The organism is Billgrantia bachuensis (genome assembly GCF_011742165.1).
GTDB classification, from domain to species: Bacteria; Pseudomonadota; Gammaproteobacteria; order Pseudomonadales; family Halomonadaceae; genus Halomonas; species Halomonas bachuensis.
In genome coordinates this window covers 38,157-59,699 of the sequence record NZ_JAAQTO010000032.1, presented here as the reverse complement: position 1 = coordinate 59,699, position 21,543 = coordinate 38,157, and the positions used below count along the sequence as shown (strand labels likewise).

Genomic DNA, 21,543 nt, shown 5'->3' with positions numbered 1-21,543 from the left:
GGGTCATTGGTCCGGGGCCCGTTGCGAAAGCATCGCCTCGAAAGCAATCCCTGCCTGACTGATCGTGCGGTGCGGTAGTCGCACGCGGTAAAGCTGACGTTCGATCGCCGGCCTACCGATATTTATCTGTTTCACTTGGCCGAGTCTCAATTGGTCTCGGGCACAGATACGTGGAACCAGGCCGAGCCCGATTCCTGATGAGACCGTCTGGACGATGGCCTCATTGCTTCCCACCTCGATTGTGTGTGGAGGCCGGATTTCCAGCTCCCTGAGGAGCGCCTCGGTCGCTTCCCGGCTGCCCGAGCCGTGCTCGCGAACTACCCAGACGGTCTGGGCATCAATGACCAGGTTTCGCATGACCCGTTCGGGCGAATCAGCCGCAATGATCACCATGTCTTCCTTGAACCAGTTGCGCGCCTCTACCCGCGAATCTGATACCTGGCCTTCGACCAGGGCGACATCCAGCCGACAGTCGATGAGCAGCTCGACAATCTGCTTCGTATTCTCGCTGATCAGGCGGATCTCGATATGAGGGTGGCGAGCATGGAATTCGGCGATCAGAGGGGGCAGCCAGTAGGTAGCGATGGTTGTGCTGGCGCCGATCGTGAGGCGTCCGCGCTCCAGGCCGTAGAAGGCGGCGAGTGTCTCCTGTGCCTCCCTCTCCAGCGCAAAGATGCTCCTTCCATAATCGTAGAGAGCATGGCCAGGCTCACTTGGCTTGAAGGAGCGACCCTGGCGGTCCAGTAAGGGGGTTTCCAGTTGTGACTCGAGCTCGCGTACCGCCTTGGATACTGCAGGTTGGCTTATCTTCAGTGCCTCAGCGGCACGGGAAAAGCTGCCGGCCTCGACCACGCTGACGAATATCCGGAGAAGGTGCAGATTCATTTTATAACCATAGGTTATGCGAGGTTAACTTTCATGACCTGTATATATAGGTTAGTCGAGGCTAGTCTCTAAAAGAAGATAAATTTATTCCAATTTTCAAGACACACTGACTGCCAGGTGTTGTGGTCTGGACCGGATGGCAGTTCGAAGGAGGCTAGCCCGTGAAGAACAAGGTTCTCCAAATGCTTTTCACGCCGAATGGTGCTGTGTCAAGCACGGAAGCAGCCTCCACTACTCGGGAGCTGCCCTACTTTGAAGACCATTCGGCCCAGGAGAAGCGCCATACCACCTGCTACATGTGCGCCTGTCGCTGCGGCATCGAAGTGACCGTGGAGGCCAACCAGGTGCGCTTCATCCGCGGCAATCCCGACCACCCCATCAACAAGGGCGTGCTCTGCGCCAAAGGCAATGCCGGGATCATGAAGCAGATGTCTCCGGCCAAGCTGCGCAACCCCTTGATGCGCAAGCCGGGCACCGAACGCGGTGACGGTGAGTTCGTCGAGGTCTCCTGGGACGAGGCACTGGATGTCCTCACCGAGCGGCTGCGCGAGATCCGCGCCACCGACCCGAAGAAATTGGCTTTCTTCACCGGCCGCGACCAGATGCAGGCCCTCACCGGTCTGTGGGCGCAGCAGTTCGGCACCATCAACTGGGCCGCCCACGGCGGCTTCTGCTCGGTGAACATGGCCGCCGCCGGGCTCTACAGCATCGGCCAGTCATTCTGGGAGTTCGGCGATCCCGACTGGGATCGGGCCAAGTACTTCATGCTGTGGGGGGTGGCCGAGGATCATGCCTCCAATCCGATCAAGATTGGCATCGAGAAACTGAAGCGCCGCGGGGCCAAGTTCGTCGCGGTCAATCCTGTGCGCACCGGCTACCAGGCCGTCGCCGATGAGTGGGTACCGATCCGCCCCGGGACCGACGGCATGCTGGCGCTGTCCATGTGCCATGTGCTGCTGAGCCGCGACCTGGTGGACTGGGATTACCTGGGCCGTTACACCAACGCGCCGTTCCTGGTCATCGATAATCCCGGGCAGGCGGACGATGGCCTAATCGCCCGTGATGAAGCCGGCAAGCCGCTGGTCTGGGATACCGGCCAGGGGGTGTTCGTCAACGGCATGACGCCCGGTGTGGAGGCGGCCATGGTCGGAGAGCATACGCTGCCCGATGGCCGCCGGGCACGCACCGTGATGACCCTGATCGCCGAGAAATATCTGGACGAGCAGTATTCGCCGGCGAAGGCGGCAGAGGTCTGCGGTCTGTCGGCGGATACCATCGAGCGCCTGGCCCTGGAAATGGCCCATGTGGCCTTCAGGGAAACCATCGAGATCGAGTGCGAGTGGACGGACTGGGCCGGGCGCAAGCATGACCGCTTCATTGGCCGGCCCGTGGCCATGCACGCCATGCGCGGCATCTCGGCCCATTCCAACGGCTTCCAGACCTGTCGCGCGCTGCACCTGCTGCAGGTCTTCCTCGGCACCATCGATGTACCGGGGGGGCACCGGGCCAAGGCGCCGTTTCCCCGGCATACGCCCCCGCCCGTGAAGCCGGCCCGGGAGACGGCGCCCAATACGCCGTTGACAGCGCCGCCGCTGGGCTTTCCGACCTCGCCGGACGACCTGGTGATCGATGATCAGGGCCGCCCGCTGCGCATCGACAAGGCCTATTCGTGGGAGGCGCCGCTGGCAAATCACGGACTGATGCACATGGTCATCACCAACGCGGTCAACAGCGACCCTTACCCCATCGACACCTTGATCCTGTTCATGGCCAACATGGCCTGGAACTCGACTATGAACACTAACAGCGTGCAGGACATGTTGCGGGCCAAGGACGCCAACGGCGACTACAAACTGCCGTTTTTGGTGGTGGTGGATGCCTTCCACTCAGAGACGGTGAATTTCGCCGACCTGGTGCTGCCGGATACCACCTATCTGGAACGTCATGACGCCATCTCCATGCTCGACCGGCCGATCTCCGAGCCGGACTCGCCGTGCGACGCCGTGCGCGTGCCGGTGCTGGCGCCGGACCGCAACGTGCGGCCCTGGCAGGAGGTCATGGTGGATCTGGCCGGGCGGCTGGGCTTTCCGGCCTTCGTCGATGAGCAGGGCCAGCCTAAGTATCGCGGTTACACCGATTTCATCACCCGCTGGGAGAAGGCCCCTGGTATCGGCTTCCTCGCCGGCTGGCGTGGCGAGGACGGCACCCAGCACCTGCGCGGGGCGCCGAACCCGCAGCAGTGGAAGAAGTACAAGGAAAACGGCGGGTTCTTCCAGTACCACCTGCCAAAGCACATGCGCTTCTACCGCTTCGCCAACCGTGACTACCTGGAGTGGGCCAAGGAGGTGGGGTTCAACCCCTCTAGCGAGCCTATCGTCATGGAGCTCTACTCCGAGGTACTGCAGAAGTTCCGCCTGGCCGGGCAGGGGCTCTACGACGGCCCGCTGCCGCCCGAGACGGTAGACCGCGAGCGCCTAGTACAGTACTTCGATCCGCTGCCCCAGTACTACGTGCCGCTTGAGGAACAGCGCGTGGAGCGGGAACGTTACCCCTTCCATGCCATCAACCAGCGCCCGATGCACATGTATCACTCCTGGGACTCGCAGAATGCCTGGCTGCGCCAGATCACCGCGGAGAACTTCCTGTTCATGAACCGCGGCCGCGGCGAGCGCCTCGGGATCGAGGACAAGAGCTGGGTATGGGTCGAATCGCATCACGGCCGTATTCGGGTGCAGGTTAAGCTGATGGAGGGCTGCCAGGAGGACACGGTGTGGACCTGGAACGCGATCGGCAAGCAGAGCGGGGCCTGGGGCCTGTCAGCGGATGCCCCCGAATCGCAGCGCGGCTTCCTGATGAACCACCTGATCTCGGAGCTGCTGCCGGCCGCCGATGACGAGCGGCGCCTTACCAACTCCGACCCGGTCACCGGCCAGGCCGCCTGGTACGACCTCCAGGTGAGCATCACCCCGGCCGAGCCGGACGAAGCGGGCAGCAGCTGGCCGCATTTCGCCACCGTGAAGCCGCTGCCCGGCGCCACGTCCCCACCCGATCAGCTTCGCTATCAGACCCATGAAGCGGTACCCCTGCATCGCTCTCTCCTGGACATCTTCAAGCGGAGGTAGACATGAAACTCGGCCTGGTCATCGATACGGACACCTGTGTGGGCTGCCACGCCTGCGTGGTGGCCTGCAAGCAGTGGAACACCTCGGGGACCCTGGGCCCGCTGACCGACTACCAGCCTTACGGCAAGGAACCCAGTGGCGTCGCCTTCAATCGGGTGCGTACCTACGAGGTGGACACCTACCCCAACAACAAGACCATCAACATGCCCGTGTCGTGCATGCACTGCGAAACGGCGGATTGCGTCACGGTGTGTCCCACCGGCGCCTCCTTCAAGCGCGAGGAGGACGGCATCGTGCTGGTCGATCAGGACAAGTGCATGGGCTGCAACCTCTGCGCCTGGGCGTGTCCCTATGGCGCCCGCGAGCTGGACGAGGCCGTCGGGACCATGAAGAAGTGCACCCTGTGCGTTGATCGCATCTACGACGAGTTGCTGCCCGAGGCCGATCGGCAGCCGGCCTGCGTGCTTACCTGCCCCACCAGTGCGCGGGTGTTCGGCGATTTCGATGACCCGGACTCTGAGGTCAGCCGGTTGGTGCGGGAGCGTAATGGTTACCAACCCATGTCCGAACTCGGCTACAACCCGGTCAATCACTACCTGCCGACACGCCACAAGCCCCATGCGGAGACCACGCCGGGCACCCCCCTGCCATCGCTGACCGAGCGCTTCAAGAGCTGGATCGGCAAGAGCGTCTCGCGCTAACAGGAGAGTTCCATGCATCCTGCATTGTCCGTCATCTTCTTTACCGTCGCGTCCGGCGCCGGCTTCGGTCTGGTCATGCTCACGATCTCGCTTCACCTGCTGGGTGGCGTGCCGGGCATGGAAAGCTCCGGCACCCTGGCGGCGATCCTCGTCGGCGTCGTGCTGGCCACCCTGGGGCTGCTGGCGTCCACGCTGCACCTCGCCAACCCCAAGAATGCCTGGCGTGCCTTCTTCCGCTTCCGCACCTCCTGGCTGTCGCGCGAGGCGGTCTTTTCGGTGCTGTTCTACCCGTGCGTGATGCTCTACGCGCTGGGGCTGTGGCTCTTCGGAGGCGAGCTGGCCTGGTGGTCGGCGATCGCTGGCACCCTGGCGATGCTGCTGGCGCTCGCCACGGTGTTCACCACCGGGATGATCTACGCCAGCCTGCGCACCATCCCGCAGTGGAACAGCCCGCTGGTGCCCGCCAACTATCTGCTGCTCGGACTCGCCTCCGGCGCGGTACTGTTGACCGCCCTGACCGTGGCGTTCGGTGGGAGTGCGGAAACCGTGGCAACGATGGCGCTGGTGCTGCTGGTGATCGCGGGGATCGCCAAGGGCGTCTATTACTTCTGGATCGGCAAGCCCCAGGGGCCCACCATCAATACCGCGCTGGGCATCACCCGCTCACGCATCAGGATGCTCGAGCCAGGGCAGAGCAGCGACAGCTTCCTCAACCGCGAATTCAGCTTCCAGGCCGCTGCGGAGCGCATCCTGCAACTGCGTCTGATCGTGTATGTCTGCGGCTTTATCCTGCCGTTCCTGATGCTGGTCGTGCTGCTGCGTACCGATGCCGCGATCCTGGCGTTGCTCGCCCCGCTGGTCGTGATCGGCGGCTTGCTGGCGGAGCGCTGGCTGTTCTTCGCCGAGGCGCGTCACGTGGTTAATCTGTATTACGGTCGCCAGCAGTGCTGACAGTGCTGACAGTGCTGAGCCGGGAATGGGAGGCCTCATGAAACGCACCTCCTCTCCGCGGCTGCCGCGACTCTTCCCCTTTCTGACCTGGCTGCCCGGGGTGGATCGAACCTCCCTGCGCGCCGACCTGTTGGCCGGTCTGACCGGGGCGGTGATCGTGCTGCCGCAAGGGGTGGCCTATGCCTTGATTGCGGGTCTGCCGCCCCAGTACGGGCTCTATACGGCGATTGTCACGGCCATCGTGGCCGGCCTGTTCGGTTCGTCGCGGCATCTGGTATCAGGACCCACTGCGGCGATCTCTATCGTCGTGTTCAGTGTGGTCTCCGGCGTGGTCTCTCCGGACAGCCCCGAGTTTATCCCCTATGTGATTACCTTGACCCTGCTGACGGGGCTCATCCAACTGGCGCTGGGGCTGGTGCGTCTCGGGACGCTGGTGAACTTCATTTCTCATACGGTGGTGATCGGCTTCACCGCCGGTGCCGCGGTGCTCATCGCCACCAGCCAGCTGCGGCATCTCCTCGGGCTCGAGCTGCCCTTGAGCCAGGCATTCATCCCGTCCCTGATCGACGTCGCCAGGGCTCTGCCCGAGACCAATTTCGCCGTACTATCCGTCGGCCTGGTGACCCTGGGCAGTGCACTCCTGATTCGGCGCTTTTGTCCGCGCTGGCCCTACATGTTGCTCGCCATGGTGGTGGGTGGCCTCTTTGCCTGGGGGATCGGCGGAGCCGAGCGTGGTGTGCCCATGGTGGGCGCCATGCCCGCTCAATTGCCGCCGCCCTCGATGCCGATCCTGTCCCTCAAGGCCCTGCGTGAGCTGGCCCCCGGGGCCCTGGCCGTGGCCATCATTGCGTTGATCGAGGCGGTCTCCATCGCCCGGGCCGTGGCCATGCGCTCTCATCAGCGCATCGACGGCAATCAGGAGTTCGTGGGGCAGGGGCTGTCCAACGTGGTGGGCAGTTTCTTCTCCTGTTATGCCGGGTCCGGCTCCTTCACCCGCAGCGGTGCCAACTACGATGCCGGGGCTCGCACGCCGCTGGCGGCAGTGTTCGCCTCGGTCATCCTGGTGGGGACCCTGCTGCTGGCACCGGGCATTACCCGACACCTGCCGATGCCGGCCATGGCGGGCATCGTGTTACTGATCGCTTGGAACCTGATCGACTGGCACGAGATCCGTGACCTGGTGAGTATCAGCCGCAGCGAGACGGCTATCCTGGGGGTGACCTTCGCCTCGACCTTGTTGCTGGCCCTGGAGTTCGCCATCTACTTGGGTGTACTGCTGTCGCTCGTCCTCTACCTCAAGCGCACCGCGCAGCCGCCGTTGGTGCCGCTCGCTCCCGAGTCGTGCGCCGGCGCGCCGTACGCGGTGCCGGCCGCTCCCGGTCGGCTACCCGATGGCCAGGTGCAGGTACTCAGACTCGAGGGATCGCTGTATTTCGGCGCCGTGGATCATGTGCAATGGACGCTGCACCAGCAGACCGCCGATGGTTATCGGCACATTGTGCTGGTTGGTCTGGGGGTCAATTTCATCGACTTTGCCGGTGCGGAACTGCTGGCCCGCGAGGTCGATCGGCTGAGGGCGCTGGGCGGCGAGCTGTACTTCTGCAGCTTCAAGCCGTCGGCGCTGACGCTGCTGCGCCAGACCCGCTATTGCGAGACGCTCACCGAGACGAACTGCTTTACCTCGACGGACGAGGCACTGGCGAGTCTTTCGCGTCGCTTGGGCAGCGACTCGTCCGGCCCATAAAAAACCCGAACGCAAGGCACGAGAAGCTAAGGTCGTGCCTTTTCGGCGCGGTCGTATGCTAGTCGACGGTGAATCAGCCGGCCGCGATCGGCAAGGGAATTTCGATCGGGCCTGGTGAGGGAGTGTCTAGAGGTGAGTGGACGGATTCCGTTCCTGCGGCCTTATCGAGTTGGCGCTGGCTCTCCAACTGCGCGGTCAGTGCCGCGAGTGTCACCTGCAGGTAGGCGATCCGCTCTTCCAACTGACTGCGGCTGATTGTCCGTTGTGGTTCGATCATGGCTCGTGCCTCCGGCTACCAGATACTGGAAGACAGGTTGGGAGACGTCGAGCCTCCCATGTCATACAGGTTATATCCGCAGTATAAAGAGCCAATGATCGATGAAAAGAAATAAATAGCAGAATTGATAGATTGTACGGTTATATGCTGGCGAGCGAAACAAGCGCTAAAGGGAGTGGGGACGCTGCCACCTCGGGCTGCCGTATCGCCTTAGCCGTGCTGACGTCGTTTCGCAACGACCTGGTCATGGGAGCCTTCTCTTGAAATGTCCTGGCTTGAGGCTCCTGGCCAGGGGAATCAGCCATTGGCCGGGTCAGAGGCCTTCGTTGAGGTAGTGGTCGGCGACAGCGATGCGCGAGCGCGATGATCGAGGATCTCACCGCTGGCCAGTTTTCGTTGGTAGCGCTTCAGCTCCCGCTTGATCACCGGTGCCAGTAAGAAGATGCCGAGGATGTTGGGCACGCAGATCACGAATACCAGGGCATCGGAGAGGTCGAGCATCGACTGCAGTTGTATCATTGAGCCGATCACGATGAAGGTACAGAACAGCCCTTTGAACAGGTTGCGTCCCAGTCGCCCCTCCCCGAACAAGTAGCTCCAGCCCTTGAGGCCATAGTAGGACCAGGAGATGGCGGTGGAGAAGGCGAACAGCAGGGCCGCCACCGACAGCGGCAGCGGAAACCAGGCCACGTTGCGCTCGAAGGCCCGTGAGGTCATCTCGATGCCGCCATAACCATTTGTGAGGGCCGGGTCGTAGTAGAGCGTGGTGACGATTACCAGGCCGGTCAGACTGCAGATGATGATGGTGTCGACCAAGGGCTCGAGCAGCGAGACATAGCCTTCGGTCATCGGCTGTCGAGTGCGCACCGCGGCATGGGCGATGGCCGATGAGCCGATACCGGCCTCGTTGGAGAATACCGCCCGCTGGAAGCCGATGATGATGGCACCCAGGGTACCGCCGGCGATCCCTTCGGCGGTGAAGGCGCCCTGGAAGATGGCACCGATGGCGTAGGGGATGGCCTCGGCGTTCATGGCGAGGACCAGCAGTGCCATGCTGCAGTAGAGCAGGGCCATGACGGGCACCACCTTCTCGGTGACCCGGGCGATCGACTTGATGCCGCCGATGATTACGATGCCGATCAGCGCGGCCATGATCAGGCCGAATAGCCAGCCCTTGTCGGCAAACCAGCTGGCCTCGGCGCCGCCGGTGACATTGACGAACTGCATGAAGGCCTGGTTGGACTGGAACATGTTGCCGATCCCCAGGCAACCGATCACGATCCCCACCGCGTAGAACCTACCCAGGGCGCGCCCCAGGCGCGGCAGGCCGCGCTCGGCCAGGCCATGGGCGAGATAGAACATCGGCCCGCCGGAGACGCTGCCGTCGGCATTCTGGCGGCGGTAATGGGTGGCTAGGGCACATTCGACGAACTTGGTCGACATGCCCAGGAAGCCGGCCAGCACCATCCAGAACAGCACGCCGGGGCCGCCCAGCGAGATTGCGATGGCGACCCCCCCAATGTTGCCGATCCCCACGGTCCCGGAGACCGCGGTGGCCAGTGCCTGGAAGTGCGAGACCTCCCCCTTGTCCTTGGGGTCGGCATAGTCGCCACGCACCAGCCTGAACGCATGGCCTAGGCCACGCACGTTGATGAAGTTGAAATAGACGGTGCAAAACACCGCGCCGGCGATGAGCCACAGCACCACCAGCGGCAGCTCGGCGCCGAACAGGGGCAGGGTGAAGAAGATCAACGCGGAGGTGAACTGCGAGACGGGGGCGATGAGGGTCTCGACGGCCTGGTCGATACTGGCTGCCTGGGCGCTGGAGGCCGAACTCAGCAGCAAGGCCAGCGACCCGGCCAGGAGCCGAGCTCGGCGTGGCAGAGAAACGCACTTGGACATGGGACGCTCACGAATGCCTTGTGGTTGTTGTCGGGAAAGCCGTGGGCACGGGACGCTTGCCTCTGGCCCCGGCGTTTCCGTCTATCGCTTGTCACTATGACCCTAGCAGGGCTGGTTCACTAACTGTTGGGGCCAGTCGGGAGACAATGATGGAACCTGTGCCCGGCAATGAATGGCTGAGGCGGAAACCGGCGGCGTCAGCCCATCGGCCGATCAGGCCTCGCCATCTTGTTTAGCCGCCATTGGGCGGGATCGATCGGCAGCAGCGCCGCGATCGCCGCCGTGGCAATCACATGGGCGGTGTCGTTGTCGGGGTCGTGGACGTTGAGCCCGCCGTGCACGATGTTGACCTCGGCCCGGCCGCGGGGCAATTCGGCTGTGACCACGTCGACGTCGACCCGCTCAGGTTGCTGCACACCGATGGTGACCTGCACGCGCATCTCACGGTGGTCGATGCCCAGCGACTTGAAGAGCACGAGGGAGGAGTGGTGCAGTGCGTCCTGCACGGCGCGACAGGCCGCCTTGGTGTAATCCTCCCCATAGAGATCGTTACCGGTGCCCATTTCGAGAATGATGCGCTGTTCAGTCATGGCGGGGCTCCATTTCGAAGGAAACAATGACGGCGGCGTTGGCGATCACGGTGGTACCGCCGCCACCAGGCTTGTCCACGTCGAGCCCGCCCCTGACCACCGAGATCTGCGGCTGGCCATAGGGAAAGATTCCTAGCAAGGCCTCGGTATTCACGGCCTCGGGTTGCTGCACGCCGATCTCGACGTCGATCAGCATGGCCTCCTTGGGAAAGCCGAAGGCGTCGGCCACGTTCAACGAGTTGTGCCACAGGGCGTCACGGATAGCTCGTGCCGCTGCTTCCGTATAGTTGTGGCTTCGGATCGAGCTGCCCATGCCGAATTGGTGTACCAGGTGAGTCTTGGCCATGGTGGTCTCCTGTTAGTGGTAGGCATGCCGTGCCAAGTGGGGCGATCGTTAGCGTCGGCGGCGGCCGCCGATCAGCTCGACGATCTCGTCGAACAGGTGGGTGTCCAGCGCCTGTGCCATGTCGGTGGCCAGGCAGCGGCGATAAAAGGGGCTGAGGTCCAAGCCCACGCCCAGGCCCAGGATCTCCACTTGGCCCTCTCGGGTGCGTCGGGCGACGACCTCCTTGAGGTGGTTGTCCAGGTAGTAGGCATCGTTGGCCAGGTTGGTGGCGCTGTCCGCCGGGCAGCCGTCGGAGATTACGATCAGCAGGCGCCGGGTCTCGGGGCGGGCGAGCAGGCGCTCGCAGGCCCAGTCCACCGCCTCACCGTCGATGCCCTCACGGAACAGGTCGGGCTTGAGCAGGGCGGCAATGTCAGTGCGGGCGCGCCGCCAGCTGCGATCGGCGTCCTTGAACACCAAATGGCAGACCTCGTTAAGGCGTCCCGGTCCGCGGGGGCGCCCGCGGCGCATCCACTCCTGATAGGCGCGACCGCCGTTCCAGGCTCCGCTGGTGAAGCCGAGCAGCTCGGTGCTGGCGCCGATCATCTCCAAGGCGCGAATCAAGCTCTCGGCCATTATCGTCACCGGCATGATGTGGTGCTTCATGGAGCCCGAGCAGTCGATCAGCAGGCTCACGGCGCAGTCGGTGCCCAGCTTGATCTGCTCGCGATAGAACAGGCGGCGCTCGGTGGGGGAGCTGACCAACTGGGCGAGGCGACGACCGTCGATGCGGCCCTCTTCCTCGCCAAATGCCCATCCATCGGGACGCGGCTCCCAGAGCACGCAGCCGAGCCGGCGGGCCAGGCGGGGCAGATTGATGCCCTGCTCGGCGATGGCCTGGTCCAGCCGCTCGCGGTTCTCGCGGAGCAGGGCCCGGCGCACCAGGCTGCCGGCGGCGACCTCGCGATCGAAGCGGGTGGTGAAGACCCGGTAGGCGAGGGCGGCGTCCTCGAACACCTTGCTGCGGCCGGTGGTCGCGGCGGCAATGCCGTCGTCGTTGTCGCTCTCCTCGAAGTCGAGCAGGAGGGCGAAGGCGCCGGTGGCCTCCTCTTCCCGGTCCGCGGCCTCGTCATCCTCCTCGACCTGGGCCCGCTCGGCGCGCACCCGTTCGCCGACCACCCGGGCAATCGCCAGAGCATGCTCGGCGTAAGCGGCCTGATCGTGACGCTGGCGGCGCAGGCCATGCAGGGCAGTGCCTAGCTTGCCCACCAAGGAGGCGCGGGTGCCCTCGATGTAGTCCTCGGTCTCCTCCAACACCGGGCGGGCGTGCAGCCGCGACCAACACATCTGGACCACGGTATAGAGCAGTAGGCCAATGCTGCCTTCGGTGAGGCCGGAGCGATAGAAGTCGCGCGACCAGCGCTCAAAGCGATGTAGCAGGTTGTCGGCCATGCCCGGCATGACGTCGGGCGTGCGGGTCTCCACTCGCAACTGCTCGAGCAGTTCGAAAACCAGCCGCTCGACTGGGTCTTTCGGGCAGCTTTGGCGGTGAAGACTTGCATCGGAGTACAGCAGGCGCAGCGCAATGCCATCGGCGACGGCGCGGCAGTCGGCGAAGTCGTCCTGGCCGGGATCAATGCGCAGGTGCGGCGCATAGTTCGGCAGGCGCGCTTCGCCCTGATAGAGGCGACGCCCGCGATAGTGCAGATCGAGGTGGCCGGTTATCGCACGCAGGCTGGCCGCGCATAGCTCCTCAATTCGTTGCTGCCGGCGCGCCTGCTGCTGGGCGCTTGCGGTCATGACGGATTCGCCTCACGCATCCAGGATTCGTCGAGCTCTTCTCCGAAGCAGCGCTGGTAGTATTCGGCGACTAGCGGACGTTCGGTATCGTCGCACTTGTTGAGGAAAGACAGGCGGAAGGCCAGCGCCGGATTTCGGAAAATTTCGCAGTTCTCGGCCCAGGTAATCACCGTGCGCGGCGACATCAGCGTTGACAAGTCGCCGGCAGCGAAGCCTTGGCGGGTCAGGTTGGCTACGGCCACCATGGCGGCGATGAGCTGACGCCCCTTCTCGCTGTTTTTGGACGGCACCCGGCCGAGCACGATGGCCACCTCCTCCTCGCGGGGCAGGTAATCGAGCTTGGCGACGATGTTCCAGCGATCAATCTGGGCATGGTTGAGCACCTGGGTGCCCTGGTAGAGCCCGGTGAGGTTGCCCAGTCCCACGGTATTGGCGGTAGCGAACAGCCGGAAGTGGGAATGAGGGTGAATCACCCGATTCTGATCGAGCAGGGTGAAGTGGCCGTCTCGCTCAAGGATGCGCTGGATCACGAACATTACATCCGGCCGGCCGGCATCGTACTCGTCGAAGATCAACGCCACCGGCCGCTGCAGCGACCAGGGCACGATGCCTTCCTGGAATTCAGTGATCTGCATCCCGTCGCGCACCACTATGGCATCCTTGCCCACCAGGTCCAGGCGGCTGATATGGCCGTCCAGGTTGACCCGCAGGCAGGGCCAATTGAGACGGGCGGCGACCTGCTCGATATGGGTCGACTTGCCGGTGCCGTGCAGCCCCTGGACCATCACCCGGCGGTTGCGGGTGAAGCCGGCCAGGATCGCCAGGGTCACGTCGGGGTTGAAGCGATAGGCCTCGTCGATCTCGGGCACATACTCGTCGCGCTCGCTGAAGGCGGGCACCTGCAGGTCGCTGTCGATGCCGAAGAGCTCACGTGCCGAGCGCATGACTTCGGGCTTTGCATTCATCGGGTCGGTCATCACTGTCTCCTCGGCCCGCCGGGGACCTTTCACCATTGGGCCCGAGCCTCGCATGGCAACGACGTGCTCGGGGTATTCCGCGAGCATAGATCAATTTCATAAAAAGAATCAAATCGTACCGTTTTATGAGATATTTTTTCTTGACGGGGAGCAGAGTCGGTCCTAGAGTCACTCGTATTCCGAAAAACGGAAAGAATAGTTCCATATAACAGTAATGAATGGCTTGGAGAACTCCTATGAGCACCGACAACACCGTAGACACCCGCCCCGTCGTGCAGGGCAAGCAAAAGATGACCCCATCCGAGGCCTTCGTCGAAACGCTGGTGGCCAATGGCGTTACCGAGATGTTCGGCATCATGGGCTCGGCCTTCATGGATGCCATGGACATCTTCGCCCCGGCCGGCATTCGTCTGGTCCCGGTGGTCCACGAGCAGGGCGCGGCGCACATGGCCGACGGCTATGCGCGGGTTTCGGGGCGCCATGGGGTAGTGATCGGCCAGAACGGGCCGGGTATCTCCAACTGCGTGACCGGGATCGCCGCGGCCTACTGGGCGCACAGCCCGGTGGTGATCGTGACTCCCGAAGCGGGCACCACCGGCATCGGCCTGGGCGGCTTCCAGGAGTGCCATCAGTTGCCGATGTTCCAGGAATTCACCAAGTACCAGGGGCACGTGACCCACCCGGCGCGGATGGCCGAATACACCGGGCGCTGCTTCGACCGGGCGATGTCCGAGATGGGCCCGACCCAGCTGAACATTCCGCGTGACTACTTCTACGGCGAGATCGAGTGCGAGATTCCCCAGCCGTCGCGTCTGGATCGCGGTCCCGGCGGAACCAAGACCCTGAACGAGGCCGCTGAACTGCTGGCGAGCGCCAAGTTCCCAGTGATTGTCTCCGGCGGGGGAGTCGTGATGGCCGATGGCGTCGAGGCCTGCCAGGCACTGGCCGAGCGACTGGGTGCACCGGTGGTCAACAGCTATCAGCACAACGACTCCTTCCCGGCCAGCCACCCGCTGTGGTGCGGTCCGCTGGGCTACCAAGGCTCGAAGGCGGGCATGAAGTTGATTGCCCAGGCCGACGTGGTCGTCGCGCTGGGTACGCGTCTGGGCCCGTTCGGCACCCTACCGCAGCACGGCCTGGACTACTGGCCGAAGGACGCCAAGATCATTCAGGTCGATGCCGACCACAAGATGCTGGGGCTGGTGAAGAAGATTGCCGTGGGCATCTGCGGTGATGCCAAGGCGACCGCCGAAGCGCTCGTCGAGCGTCTGGCCGACCGAGACCTGGCCTGTGACAGCACCAAGGGCCAACGCGCCGAGCTGATCGCCAGCGAGAAGATGGCCTGGGAGAAGGAGCTCGACGAATGGACCCACGAGAAAGACCCGTTCAGCCTCGATGCCATCGACGAGGCGAAAGGCGAGACCCCGTTCTCCGGCGGCGAGTACCTGCACCCGCGCCAAGTACTGCGTGAGCTGGAGAAGGCCATGCCCGAGGACGTTATGGTCTCCACCGACATCGGCAACATCAACGCGGTGGCGCACAGCTACCTGCGTTTCGAGAAGCCGCGCAGCTTCTTCGCACCGATGAGCTTTGGCAACTGCGGCTACGCATTGCCGACGATCATCGGCGCCAAGGCGGCGGCACCGCATCGCCCGGCGATCGCCTATGCCGGTGACGGTGCCTGGGGCATGAGCCTGATGGAGACCATGACGGCGGTACGCGAAAACATCCCGGTGACCGCAGTGGTGTTCCACAACCGCCAGTGGGGAGCGGAGAAGAAGAACCAGGTGGAGTTCTACAACCGTCGCTTCGTGGCGGGCGAGCTGGACAACCAGAGCTTCGCCGAGATCGGTCGGGCGATGGGCGCCGAGGGGATCACGGTGGACCGGCTGGAGGACGTGGGCCCGGCGCTGAAGAAGGCGGTGGACCTGCAGATGAACGAGGGCAAGACCTGCGTCATCGAGATCATGTGCACGCGCGAGCTGGGCGATCCGTTCCGCCGCGACGCGCTGAAGAAGCCGGTGCGGTTGCTGGAGAAGTACCAGGACTACGTCTAAGAGGGCGGCTTCAGTCCCCACTGAGGTAACGTCCTCACCAAGCCTCGACCTCACAGGCGACAGCGTTCGCCGGGCCGAGGCTTTTTTGTGTCTGAGAACATCTCCCTCCAATGCATGTTTCGAGGAGGCATACATGAAGGACTTTCTGATCATCGGTGGCGGCGTCATCGGCATGATGACCGCCTGGCAACTGGCCGAGGCCGGACATGAGGTGATCCTGCTAGAACGGGGAGAGTGCGGCCGCGAGGCCTCCTGGGCCGGAGGCGGTATCGTTTCGCCGCTCTATCCCTGGCGGTACCCGGCTCCCATCTCTCGGCTCGCAAGTTGGTCGGAAGGCCGCTATGGCTATCTAACGGCGCAGCTGGCCGAGACGACCGGCATCGACCCGGAGTTTCGCCGACGAGGGCTGCTTTACCTCGACCTGGAGGACGAAAGCCATGCTATCGAGTGGGCAAGGCGCATCGACAAGCCCCTGAGCCGGCTCGATGCCTACGCCGTCTATGCCCGGGAGCCGGGGCTGGTCGACGGCTTGGACGGTGGGCTGTGGATGCCGACCCTGGGCAGCCTGCGCAACCCGCGGCTGGGCCAGGCGCTGCGCGCCAGAGTGCAGACGCTGCCAGGCGTCGCATTGTACGAGCATTGTCGGGTCGAGCGCCTTTCGGTCGAGTCTGGCCGCGTCAGTGGCGTCGAAACTTCCGCGGGGCGCTTCACGGCCGGTCACGTGATCTTGTGTGGTGGCGCCTGGACGGGGCGACTCCTGGCCTCACTGGGAATCACCCTGCCGGTGCGGCCGGTCAAGGGGCAGATGATGGTGTTCAAGACCCCGACCGTCACCGGGAGCCGGCAGTGGCTTGAGCGGGTGGTATTGCGCGGTGGGCGCTATCTGATCCCCCGCGCCGACGGGCGTGTGCTGGTGGGCTCGACCCTGGAAGAGGCCGGCTTCGACAAAACCCCGACCCCGGAGGCCCGTGATTCCCTGTATGCCAGCGCCGTGGCAATCCTGCCGGCACTGGCCGAGTGCGAGATCGAGCATCACTGGTCGGGGTTACGGCCGGGCGCTCCCGAGGGGCTGCCGTTCATCGGCGCGATTCACGGCGTGGCGGGCCTCTTCATAAACGCCGGGCACTATCGCAATGGCCTTGTGCTAGCGCCGGCTGCCACTCGGTTGCTGGTCGATCAACTGCTGGGGCGCGAGCCGATCCTCGACCCCATGCCGTATCGTCCTCGGGCGGGACAGGGCGTGCCGGATGCTGCGGCTAACGAGGCCCCATCGCCTGGGGCCTCGTGCCTCTGACGGGACCCTGGCGGTTCATGCATGGGGGCGGCTGGCCCAACGGCCGGGTGGTATCTGGTGCTAATACTGCCCCACCCTAGACAGTAGTCTCGTCGATGGGAGGCCGGTCGCCTCGCCCCCTTTTTTCCATGCTTCGTATGACAACGACACGCCCAGGAGACAGAGATGAGCCAGCCCGATGTGGAATTCCTGAAAGCCTTCAGTGAGGCGTTGAACCGTCACGATATCGATGCCGTCATGAAGATGATGACCGAGGACTGCGTCTTCCACGCCATCGCCGGCCCGAACCTGCAGGGCAAGAGCTTCGTCGGCCAGGCCGAGGTGCGTCAGGCCCTCGAGAATGCCTGGAAGACCGCCCCCGATGCCTGTTGGGTCGATGGTGAGCACTTCGTGATCGGTGACCGCGGCTTCTCGGAAACCACCTACAAGGGCACGACCCCCGACGGGGTTCGCTCCGAGGCCCGCATGATCGATGCCTTTACCTTCCGCGACGGCAAGATCGCCGTGAAGAACGCCTTTCGCAAGAACCGGCCGCCGATAGCAGGCAACAACGGCTAAGGACGGTGCGAGCCGCGGCATCCCGACACACAGGAGTCGATCATGGAGACAATGACCAGCAAGGCGGGAGAAGAGCGACGCAGCGCTACCGCACCATCCCAGCCTTATGATCCGGCTTATGATCCGCTGAAGAGCACCACACCGGGGCGGGGGCGTGACTACGCGCCGACCTACTGGATCGGCACCGCGGGCGAACCCCCAGCCGATGACGGCCCGGTGACCCAGGACATGGACGTGGACGTGGTGATCATCGGGGCCGGTTTCACCGGCCTGACGGCCGCCATCTTCCTGGCGCAGGAGTACGGCATCCGGGCGACCGTGCTCGAGGCCAATCGCACCAGCTGGGGCTGCAGCACCCGCAACGGCGGCCAGGCGCAGTGCGCCTCGGGACGCCTCAAGCGCTCCCAGTGGATCGAGCGCTACGGTCTGGATACCGCACTGAAGCTGCATGCCGAGTGTGTCGAGGGGATGGAGACCTTCAAGTCGCTGATCAAGAACATCGACTGCGACCCCCAGCCCGGCGGGCACCTCTACATCGCCCACCGCGACAAGGTCATGCCGGTGCTGGAGAAGGAGGCCAGGCTGCTGCGCGACGTCTTCGACTACGATGCGCAGATCCTGAATGGCGAGACGGTCAAGCGGGACTGGGTCGGCGATCAGGAAGCCGCCGGCGCCATGCATGAGCCCGAGGGCATCGGCATCCACGCCGGCAAGCTGGCGTTCGGCTATCTCAGGAAGGCCAGGGCCCTGGGGGCCAGGGTGCACCCGTCGAGCCCCGTCCAGGGCTGGGAAACGCGCGACGGCGTGCACTATCTCAAGACCCCGGGTGGGACGGTCAGGGCCCGTGCCGTGGGCATCGCCACGGGCGGCTATACCTCCCAGAGCCTGCACCCCCAGCTCAAGAATCGCCTGTTGCCGATCCTCTCCAACTCGATCGTCACCCGGCCGCTCACGGCGAACGAGATCGAGGCCTGCAGCTTCAGGACGCATCAGGTCATCACCGATACGCGCGTGCTGCGGCACTATTACCGCCTGCTGCCGGACAACCGGCTGCAGATCGGCAGCCGCAGTGCCATTACCGGGCGTGATGCACCTCAGCAGAAATACGAGAATGTGCTGGTCAACAACATGGTCCGGAAGTTCCCGGCGCTGAAGGGCATTCCACTGGATTACTCCTGGTGGGGCTGGGTCGATGTCAGCCACGACATGATGCCGCGCATCCACCAGCCGGACCCCAGCGAAACCATCTTCTATGCCTTGGGCTACGGCGGCAACGGGGTCATGTACTCGGCCCAGGCCGGGCGTCGCCTGGCGCAGTGGATCGCCGGCGATGGCAGGCAACTCGACCTGCCGATCTTCACCTCCAAGCTGCCCTTCCCGAATATCCGCGAAATGGTCGAGTCCCAGGCCTTTGCTCCCTTCCGGCGTGTCGGCCAGCGGTTTCTCTATCGCTGGTACTATCTGAAGGACGAAGTGCTGTGACCAGGCTGGTAACGATTAACCGACCGTTACTTACTGTATAGCGACTAGTCTGCCCGTTCCATGGCTCTTGGAATCAATCGAGCCAGGCGTTCGATGCCTGGCTCGATGCGTGCTTCGGGAATGGCGGAAAACCCCAGGCGCATGTATTCGCTGCCGGGACGATCGAAGTAGTGCAGGTTGCCGCATTCGACCAGGATGCCCTCGGCACGAGCCAGGGCCTGGAGCCGCGTGCAGCCCAGCCCTTCGGGGCCGCGGACCCAGAAGCAGGAACCACCGAACGTCGAGGGGGTATGGAAGGTCGGCAGGTGACGCTTCAGCGCCTCGCTCATGCAGTGCCAGCGGTTCTCGAACGTCTGGTGGATCTGCCTGAGCAGCGCGTCGTGATACCCCCGGTCGAGGAAGAGGGCGAGGGCGCGCTGGTTGTTGGTCGGCGGGTGGCGCAGCATCAGTCTCCGCAGGGCGCGGGCCTCGCGGATCAGCGTCGGGTGGGCGACCATGTAGCCCAGTCGCAGGCCGGGCGCCAGGGTCTTGGAAAGGCTCCCGACATAGATGACCCGGCTATGCCGGTCGAGGCTCTTGAGCGCCGGCGTGGGGTTGCTGAGGTAGTTGGTTTCGCTGTCGTAGTCGTCCTCGATGATCAGGAAGTTCTCGATCTCGGCCATATCGAGCAGCTGCCGCCGCCGCTCGAGTGGCATGGTCACCGTCGTGGGGCTCTGGTGGCTGGGCGTCGTGTAGACCAGGGAACACTGCGTCAGCTCCTCGACCGGTCGCATGCCCTGCTCGTCCACCGGTAACAGGCGGATATCGTCGGTGAAGATCCGGGCGATATTGTACATGTCCACATAGCCGGGATTCTCCATTCCGAACTGCCGACCCGGCTTCAACAGCAGCATGGCGGCGATCCACAGTGCCTGCTGAGTGCCGACCGTGACGAGAATTTCCTCGGGCTTGGCCCAGACGCCACGCCGGGGGAGCAGTCGCTTGTGAATCTGCTCGATCAACAGGGGGTCATCATCGTTGAGGTGGTCGACCGACCAGCTGCGAATGGCCGGCACGCTCATGGAGTCTCGACCACATTCCCGCCAGTGTTGAGTCGGAAAGAGCGCCGGATCGATCTGCCCGTACAGGAAGGGGTAATCGTATCGATGCCAGTCACTGGGTTTCCGGATGGTTTCCTGCTGCGAGGGCCGGATCGTGAGCAGCCTTTCCCAGGGCATACGCTCGGCGTCGATATCGTTGAGACGCACCGGTTTCTCGGCTCGACCTTCCAGGATTTCCGGATTCACGAAGTAGCCGCTGCGGCTCTTGGCAATCAGATAGCCGTCGTCTAGCAACTGCTCATAGGCCAGCATCACGGTGTTACGCGCCACCTGTAGCTCGCGCGCCAGCTTGCGGCTGGAAGGAAGTGCCTCATCGAGCGGGATATGTCCATCCAGGATGGCATGCACGATCTGTTCACGCAGTTGCTGCTGGAGGCTCGCCGGAAGGCTTGAATCGAGATGAAACAGTAGCTGGCACATGATTGGCCCACGATGAAAGCCATCCCGGGAAGGGTCTGGCGAGTCGATGCAAGTGAGCGGGGCTCGGGCGCCGGCACCCACGACCTTCGAACATGCCAAGAATGCGCCTCGAAGTCCAGTTAGACAATCGATAAATCAAAGGGTTGTATCACCCGATCAGCGGCGATGGTGGCCTGATCGGTCGATTTCATCACCATGCGGGGGTCTGGACCAATCGACGGGTGGTGTCTGGTACTAGTGCCCCGGTGACGGGGGGGTAAAGTTAACCTCATGGAACAGCCCGATTCAGACAAGACGAACCGAGTAGGCTGCTCCAGGGTGAGTACAAGTCAATAACAAGACATTACTGGGAGAGTTGCATGAACAAGATAATGTTTTCCGTTATGACGGCGGTAATCAGTGCCGTCATCAGCCAGAATGCATTGGCCGAGACATGGCGCATGGCGCTGGGAGATGCTCAAGGCGGTACCCAATATGCCATGGGGGAGAAGTTCGCCGAGCTAATCCATGAAAAAACGGATGGTCAGGTGGCCATCGATATGTTTCCTAACGGTCAATTAGGCAGCGAACAGGACACGGTCAGCAGCGCCAGCATGGGAATGCTGGATCTGTCGGTCCTGGCAATTAATAACATCACCCCTTTTTCTCCCACAGTAGGTGTTCTTACCCTGCCGTATGTGATTACCAGTCCGGAAGACGCCAAGACCCTCACTCAGGGTGAGATCGGACAACAGCTGGCCGAAAATACCATCCGGGATGCAGGAGTAAGGGTGCTTTCCTGGGCCTATTCAGGGTGTCGTGTGTTGAGCAACTCCAGCAAGCCGGTCGCCACCCCGGATGACCTACAAGGGCTTACCATTCGCGTGCCCCGCAACGAGATCATGATCGCCTCCTATCAGGAATGGGGGGTCAACCCGCTGCCGATGGCCTGGTCGGAGACCTTCACGGCCCTGCAGCAGGGCGTCGTGGATGGGCAGGACAACCCCTACATCACCATCAATGCCATGAAGTTCTACGAGGTGCAGGACTACATCACCGATATCTGCTACGTGTTCTCGCTGGAGCCGCTGATCATGAGCGAATCCAAGTTCCAGAGCCTGAGCCCCGATATGCAGGAGGTCGTGCTGGAAGCGGGCCGAGAAGCCACTGCCTACAGCTATGATTACCTGCTGGAGACGGAAGAAAGCATCAAGCAAGCCCTGGTGGAAGAGCACGGCATGCAGATCATCGAGCCCGCCAATAGCGAGAGCGAATGGATCGAGCGTGCCTCGAGCATCTGGCCGCGCTTCTATGACAGCATCGGCGGCGAGGAGCGACTGGAAGAGGCGCTCCAGGCGCTGGGTCGGGACCTGAACTAA

Annotated in this window: 17 protein-coding genes; 9 read left to right on the top strand and 8 right to left on the bottom strand. The window is 63.4% G+C overall.

Going from position 1 to position 21,543, the window contains the following annotated elements:
• Window positions 1-3 precede the first annotated feature (3 nt).
• Window positions 4-885, bottom strand: a complete 882-nt coding sequence (locus HBJ55_RS12685; RefSeq protein ID WP_167115230.1) for a LysR substrate-binding domain-containing protein — start codon at window positions 883-885, stop codon at window positions 4-6.
• 206 nt (window positions 886-1,091) lie between these two features.
• Here HBJ55_RS12685 and HBJ55_RS12680 point away from each other — a divergent pair, with 206 nt between their 5' ends.
• Genes HBJ55_RS12680 through HBJ55_RS12665 form a run of 4 tightly spaced genes read left to right on the top strand, consistent with a single transcriptional unit; the run spans window position 1,092 to window position 7,403 of the window.
• Window positions 1,092-4,007 (top strand): molybdopterin oxidoreductase family protein, encoded by a 2,916-nt coding sequence (locus tag HBJ55_RS12680; RefSeq protein ID WP_338072017.1) that lies wholly within the window; start codon window positions 1,092-1,094, stop codon window positions 4,005-4,007.
• Window positions 4,008-4,009: 2 nt separating this feature from the next.
• The gene (locus tag HBJ55_RS12675) at window positions 4,010-4,708 is read left to right on the top strand and encodes a 4Fe-4S dicluster domain-containing protein (protein WP_167115227.1); all 699 of its coding nucleotides are present in this window, start codon (window positions 4,010-4,012) and stop codon (window positions 4,706-4,708) included.
• A gap of 12 nt (window positions 4,709-4,720) precedes the next feature.
• Entirely contained in the window at window positions 4,721-5,659 is a 939-nt protein-coding gene (locus tag HBJ55_RS12670; RefSeq protein WP_167115224.1) for a dimethyl sulfoxide reductase anchor subunit family protein, read from the top strand.
• Between the two features lie 37 nt (window positions 5,660-5,696).
• Complete coding sequence (locus HBJ55_RS12665) at window positions 5,697-7,403, top strand: SulP family inorganic anion transporter (RefSeq protein WP_167115221.1); 1,707 nt, start codon at window positions 5,697-5,699, stop codon at window positions 7,401-7,403.
• A gap of 73 nt (window positions 7,404-7,476) precedes the next feature.
• Here HBJ55_RS12665 and HBJ55_RS12660 read toward each other — a convergent pair whose 3' ends face one another.
• The 6 genes from HBJ55_RS12660 to HBJ55_RS12635 form a co-directional block, all read right to left on the bottom strand.
• Window positions 7,477-7,680, bottom strand: coding sequence for a hypothetical protein (locus HBJ55_RS12660; protein WP_167115218.1), 204 nt, complete (start codon window positions 7,678-7,680; stop codon window positions 7,477-7,479).
• A gap of 297 nt (window positions 7,681-7,977) precedes the next feature.
• Window positions 7,978-9,582 carry an alanine/glycine:cation symporter family protein gene (locus tag HBJ55_RS12655; protein WP_167115215.1) on the bottom strand — a complete coding sequence of 535 codons (1,605 nt, stop codon included), beginning with the start codon at window positions 9,580-9,582 and terminating at the stop codon, window positions 7,978-7,980.
• A gap of 197 nt (window positions 9,583-9,779) precedes the next feature.
• Window positions 9,780-10,172, bottom strand: coding sequence for a Lin0512 family protein (locus HBJ55_RS12650; RefSeq protein ID WP_167115211.1), 393 nt, complete (start codon window positions 10,170-10,172; stop codon window positions 9,780-9,782).
• Complete coding sequence (locus tag HBJ55_RS12645) at window positions 10,165-10,518, bottom strand: Lin0512 family protein (RefSeq protein ID WP_167115208.1); 354 nt, start codon at window positions 10,516-10,518, stop codon at window positions 10,165-10,167. Before HBJ55_RS12645 ends, HBJ55_RS12650 begins: the two co-directional genes overlap by 8 nt.
• 48 nt (window positions 10,519-10,566) lie before the next feature.
• Complete coding sequence (locus HBJ55_RS12640; protein ID WP_167115205.1) at window positions 10,567-12,297, bottom strand: cobaltochelatase CobT-related protein; 1,731 nt, start codon at window positions 12,295-12,297, stop codon at window positions 10,567-10,569.
• Window positions 12,294-13,274 carry an AAA family ATPase gene (locus HBJ55_RS12635; RefSeq protein ID WP_167115202.1) on the bottom strand — a complete coding sequence of 327 codons (981 nt, stop codon included), beginning with the start codon at window positions 13,272-13,274 and terminating at the stop codon, window positions 12,294-12,296. Before HBJ55_RS12635 ends, HBJ55_RS12640 begins: the two co-directional genes overlap by 4 nt.
• Window positions 13,275-13,510: 236 nt before the next feature.
• Here HBJ55_RS12635 and xsc point away from each other — a divergent pair, with 236 nt between their 5' ends.
• The 4 genes from xsc (at window position 13,511) to HBJ55_RS12615 (ending at window position 18,665) form a co-directional block, all read left to right on the top strand.
• The gene (xsc, locus tag HBJ55_RS12630) at window positions 13,511-15,331 is read left to right on the top strand and encodes a sulfoacetaldehyde acetyltransferase (RefSeq protein WP_240936096.1); all 1,821 of its coding nucleotides are present in this window, start codon (window positions 13,511-13,513) and stop codon (window positions 15,329-15,331) included.
• Between the two features lie 133 nt (window positions 15,332-15,464).
• Window positions 15,465-16,625 carry a glycine oxidase ThiO gene (gene thiO / locus HBJ55_RS12625; RefSeq protein WP_167115199.1) on the top strand — a complete coding sequence of 387 codons (1,161 nt, stop codon included), beginning with the start codon at window positions 15,465-15,467 and terminating at the stop codon, window positions 16,623-16,625.
• A 165-nt stretch (window positions 16,626-16,790) separates the two neighbouring features.
• Window positions 16,791-17,183: a nuclear transport factor 2 family protein gene (locus HBJ55_RS12620; RefSeq protein ID WP_167115196.1), complete on the top strand. Its 393-nt coding sequence runs from the start codon at window positions 16,791-16,793 to the stop codon at window positions 17,181-17,183.
• A gap of 42 nt (window positions 17,184-17,225) precedes the next feature.
• Window positions 17,226-18,665, top strand: a complete 1,440-nt coding sequence (locus HBJ55_RS12615) for an NAD(P)/FAD-dependent oxidoreductase (RefSeq protein WP_167115193.1) — start codon at window positions 17,226-17,228, stop codon at window positions 18,663-18,665.
• A gap of 44 nt (window positions 18,666-18,709) precedes the next feature.
• Here the strand turns inward: HBJ55_RS12615 and pdxR are convergent, their stop codons facing one another.
• Complete coding sequence (gene pdxR, locus HBJ55_RS12610; protein WP_167115190.1) at window positions 18,710-20,185, bottom strand: MocR-like pyridoxine biosynthesis transcription factor PdxR; 1,476 nt, start codon at window positions 20,183-20,185, stop codon at window positions 18,710-18,712.
• Window positions 20,186-20,544: 359 nt separating this feature from the next.
• Here pdxR and HBJ55_RS12605 point away from each other — a divergent pair, with 359 nt between their 5' ends.
• Window positions 20,545-21,543 carry a TRAP transporter substrate-binding protein gene (locus HBJ55_RS12605; RefSeq protein ID WP_240936095.1) on the top strand — a complete coding sequence of 333 codons (999 nt, stop codon included), beginning with the start codon at window positions 20,545-20,547 and terminating at the stop codon, window positions 21,541-21,543.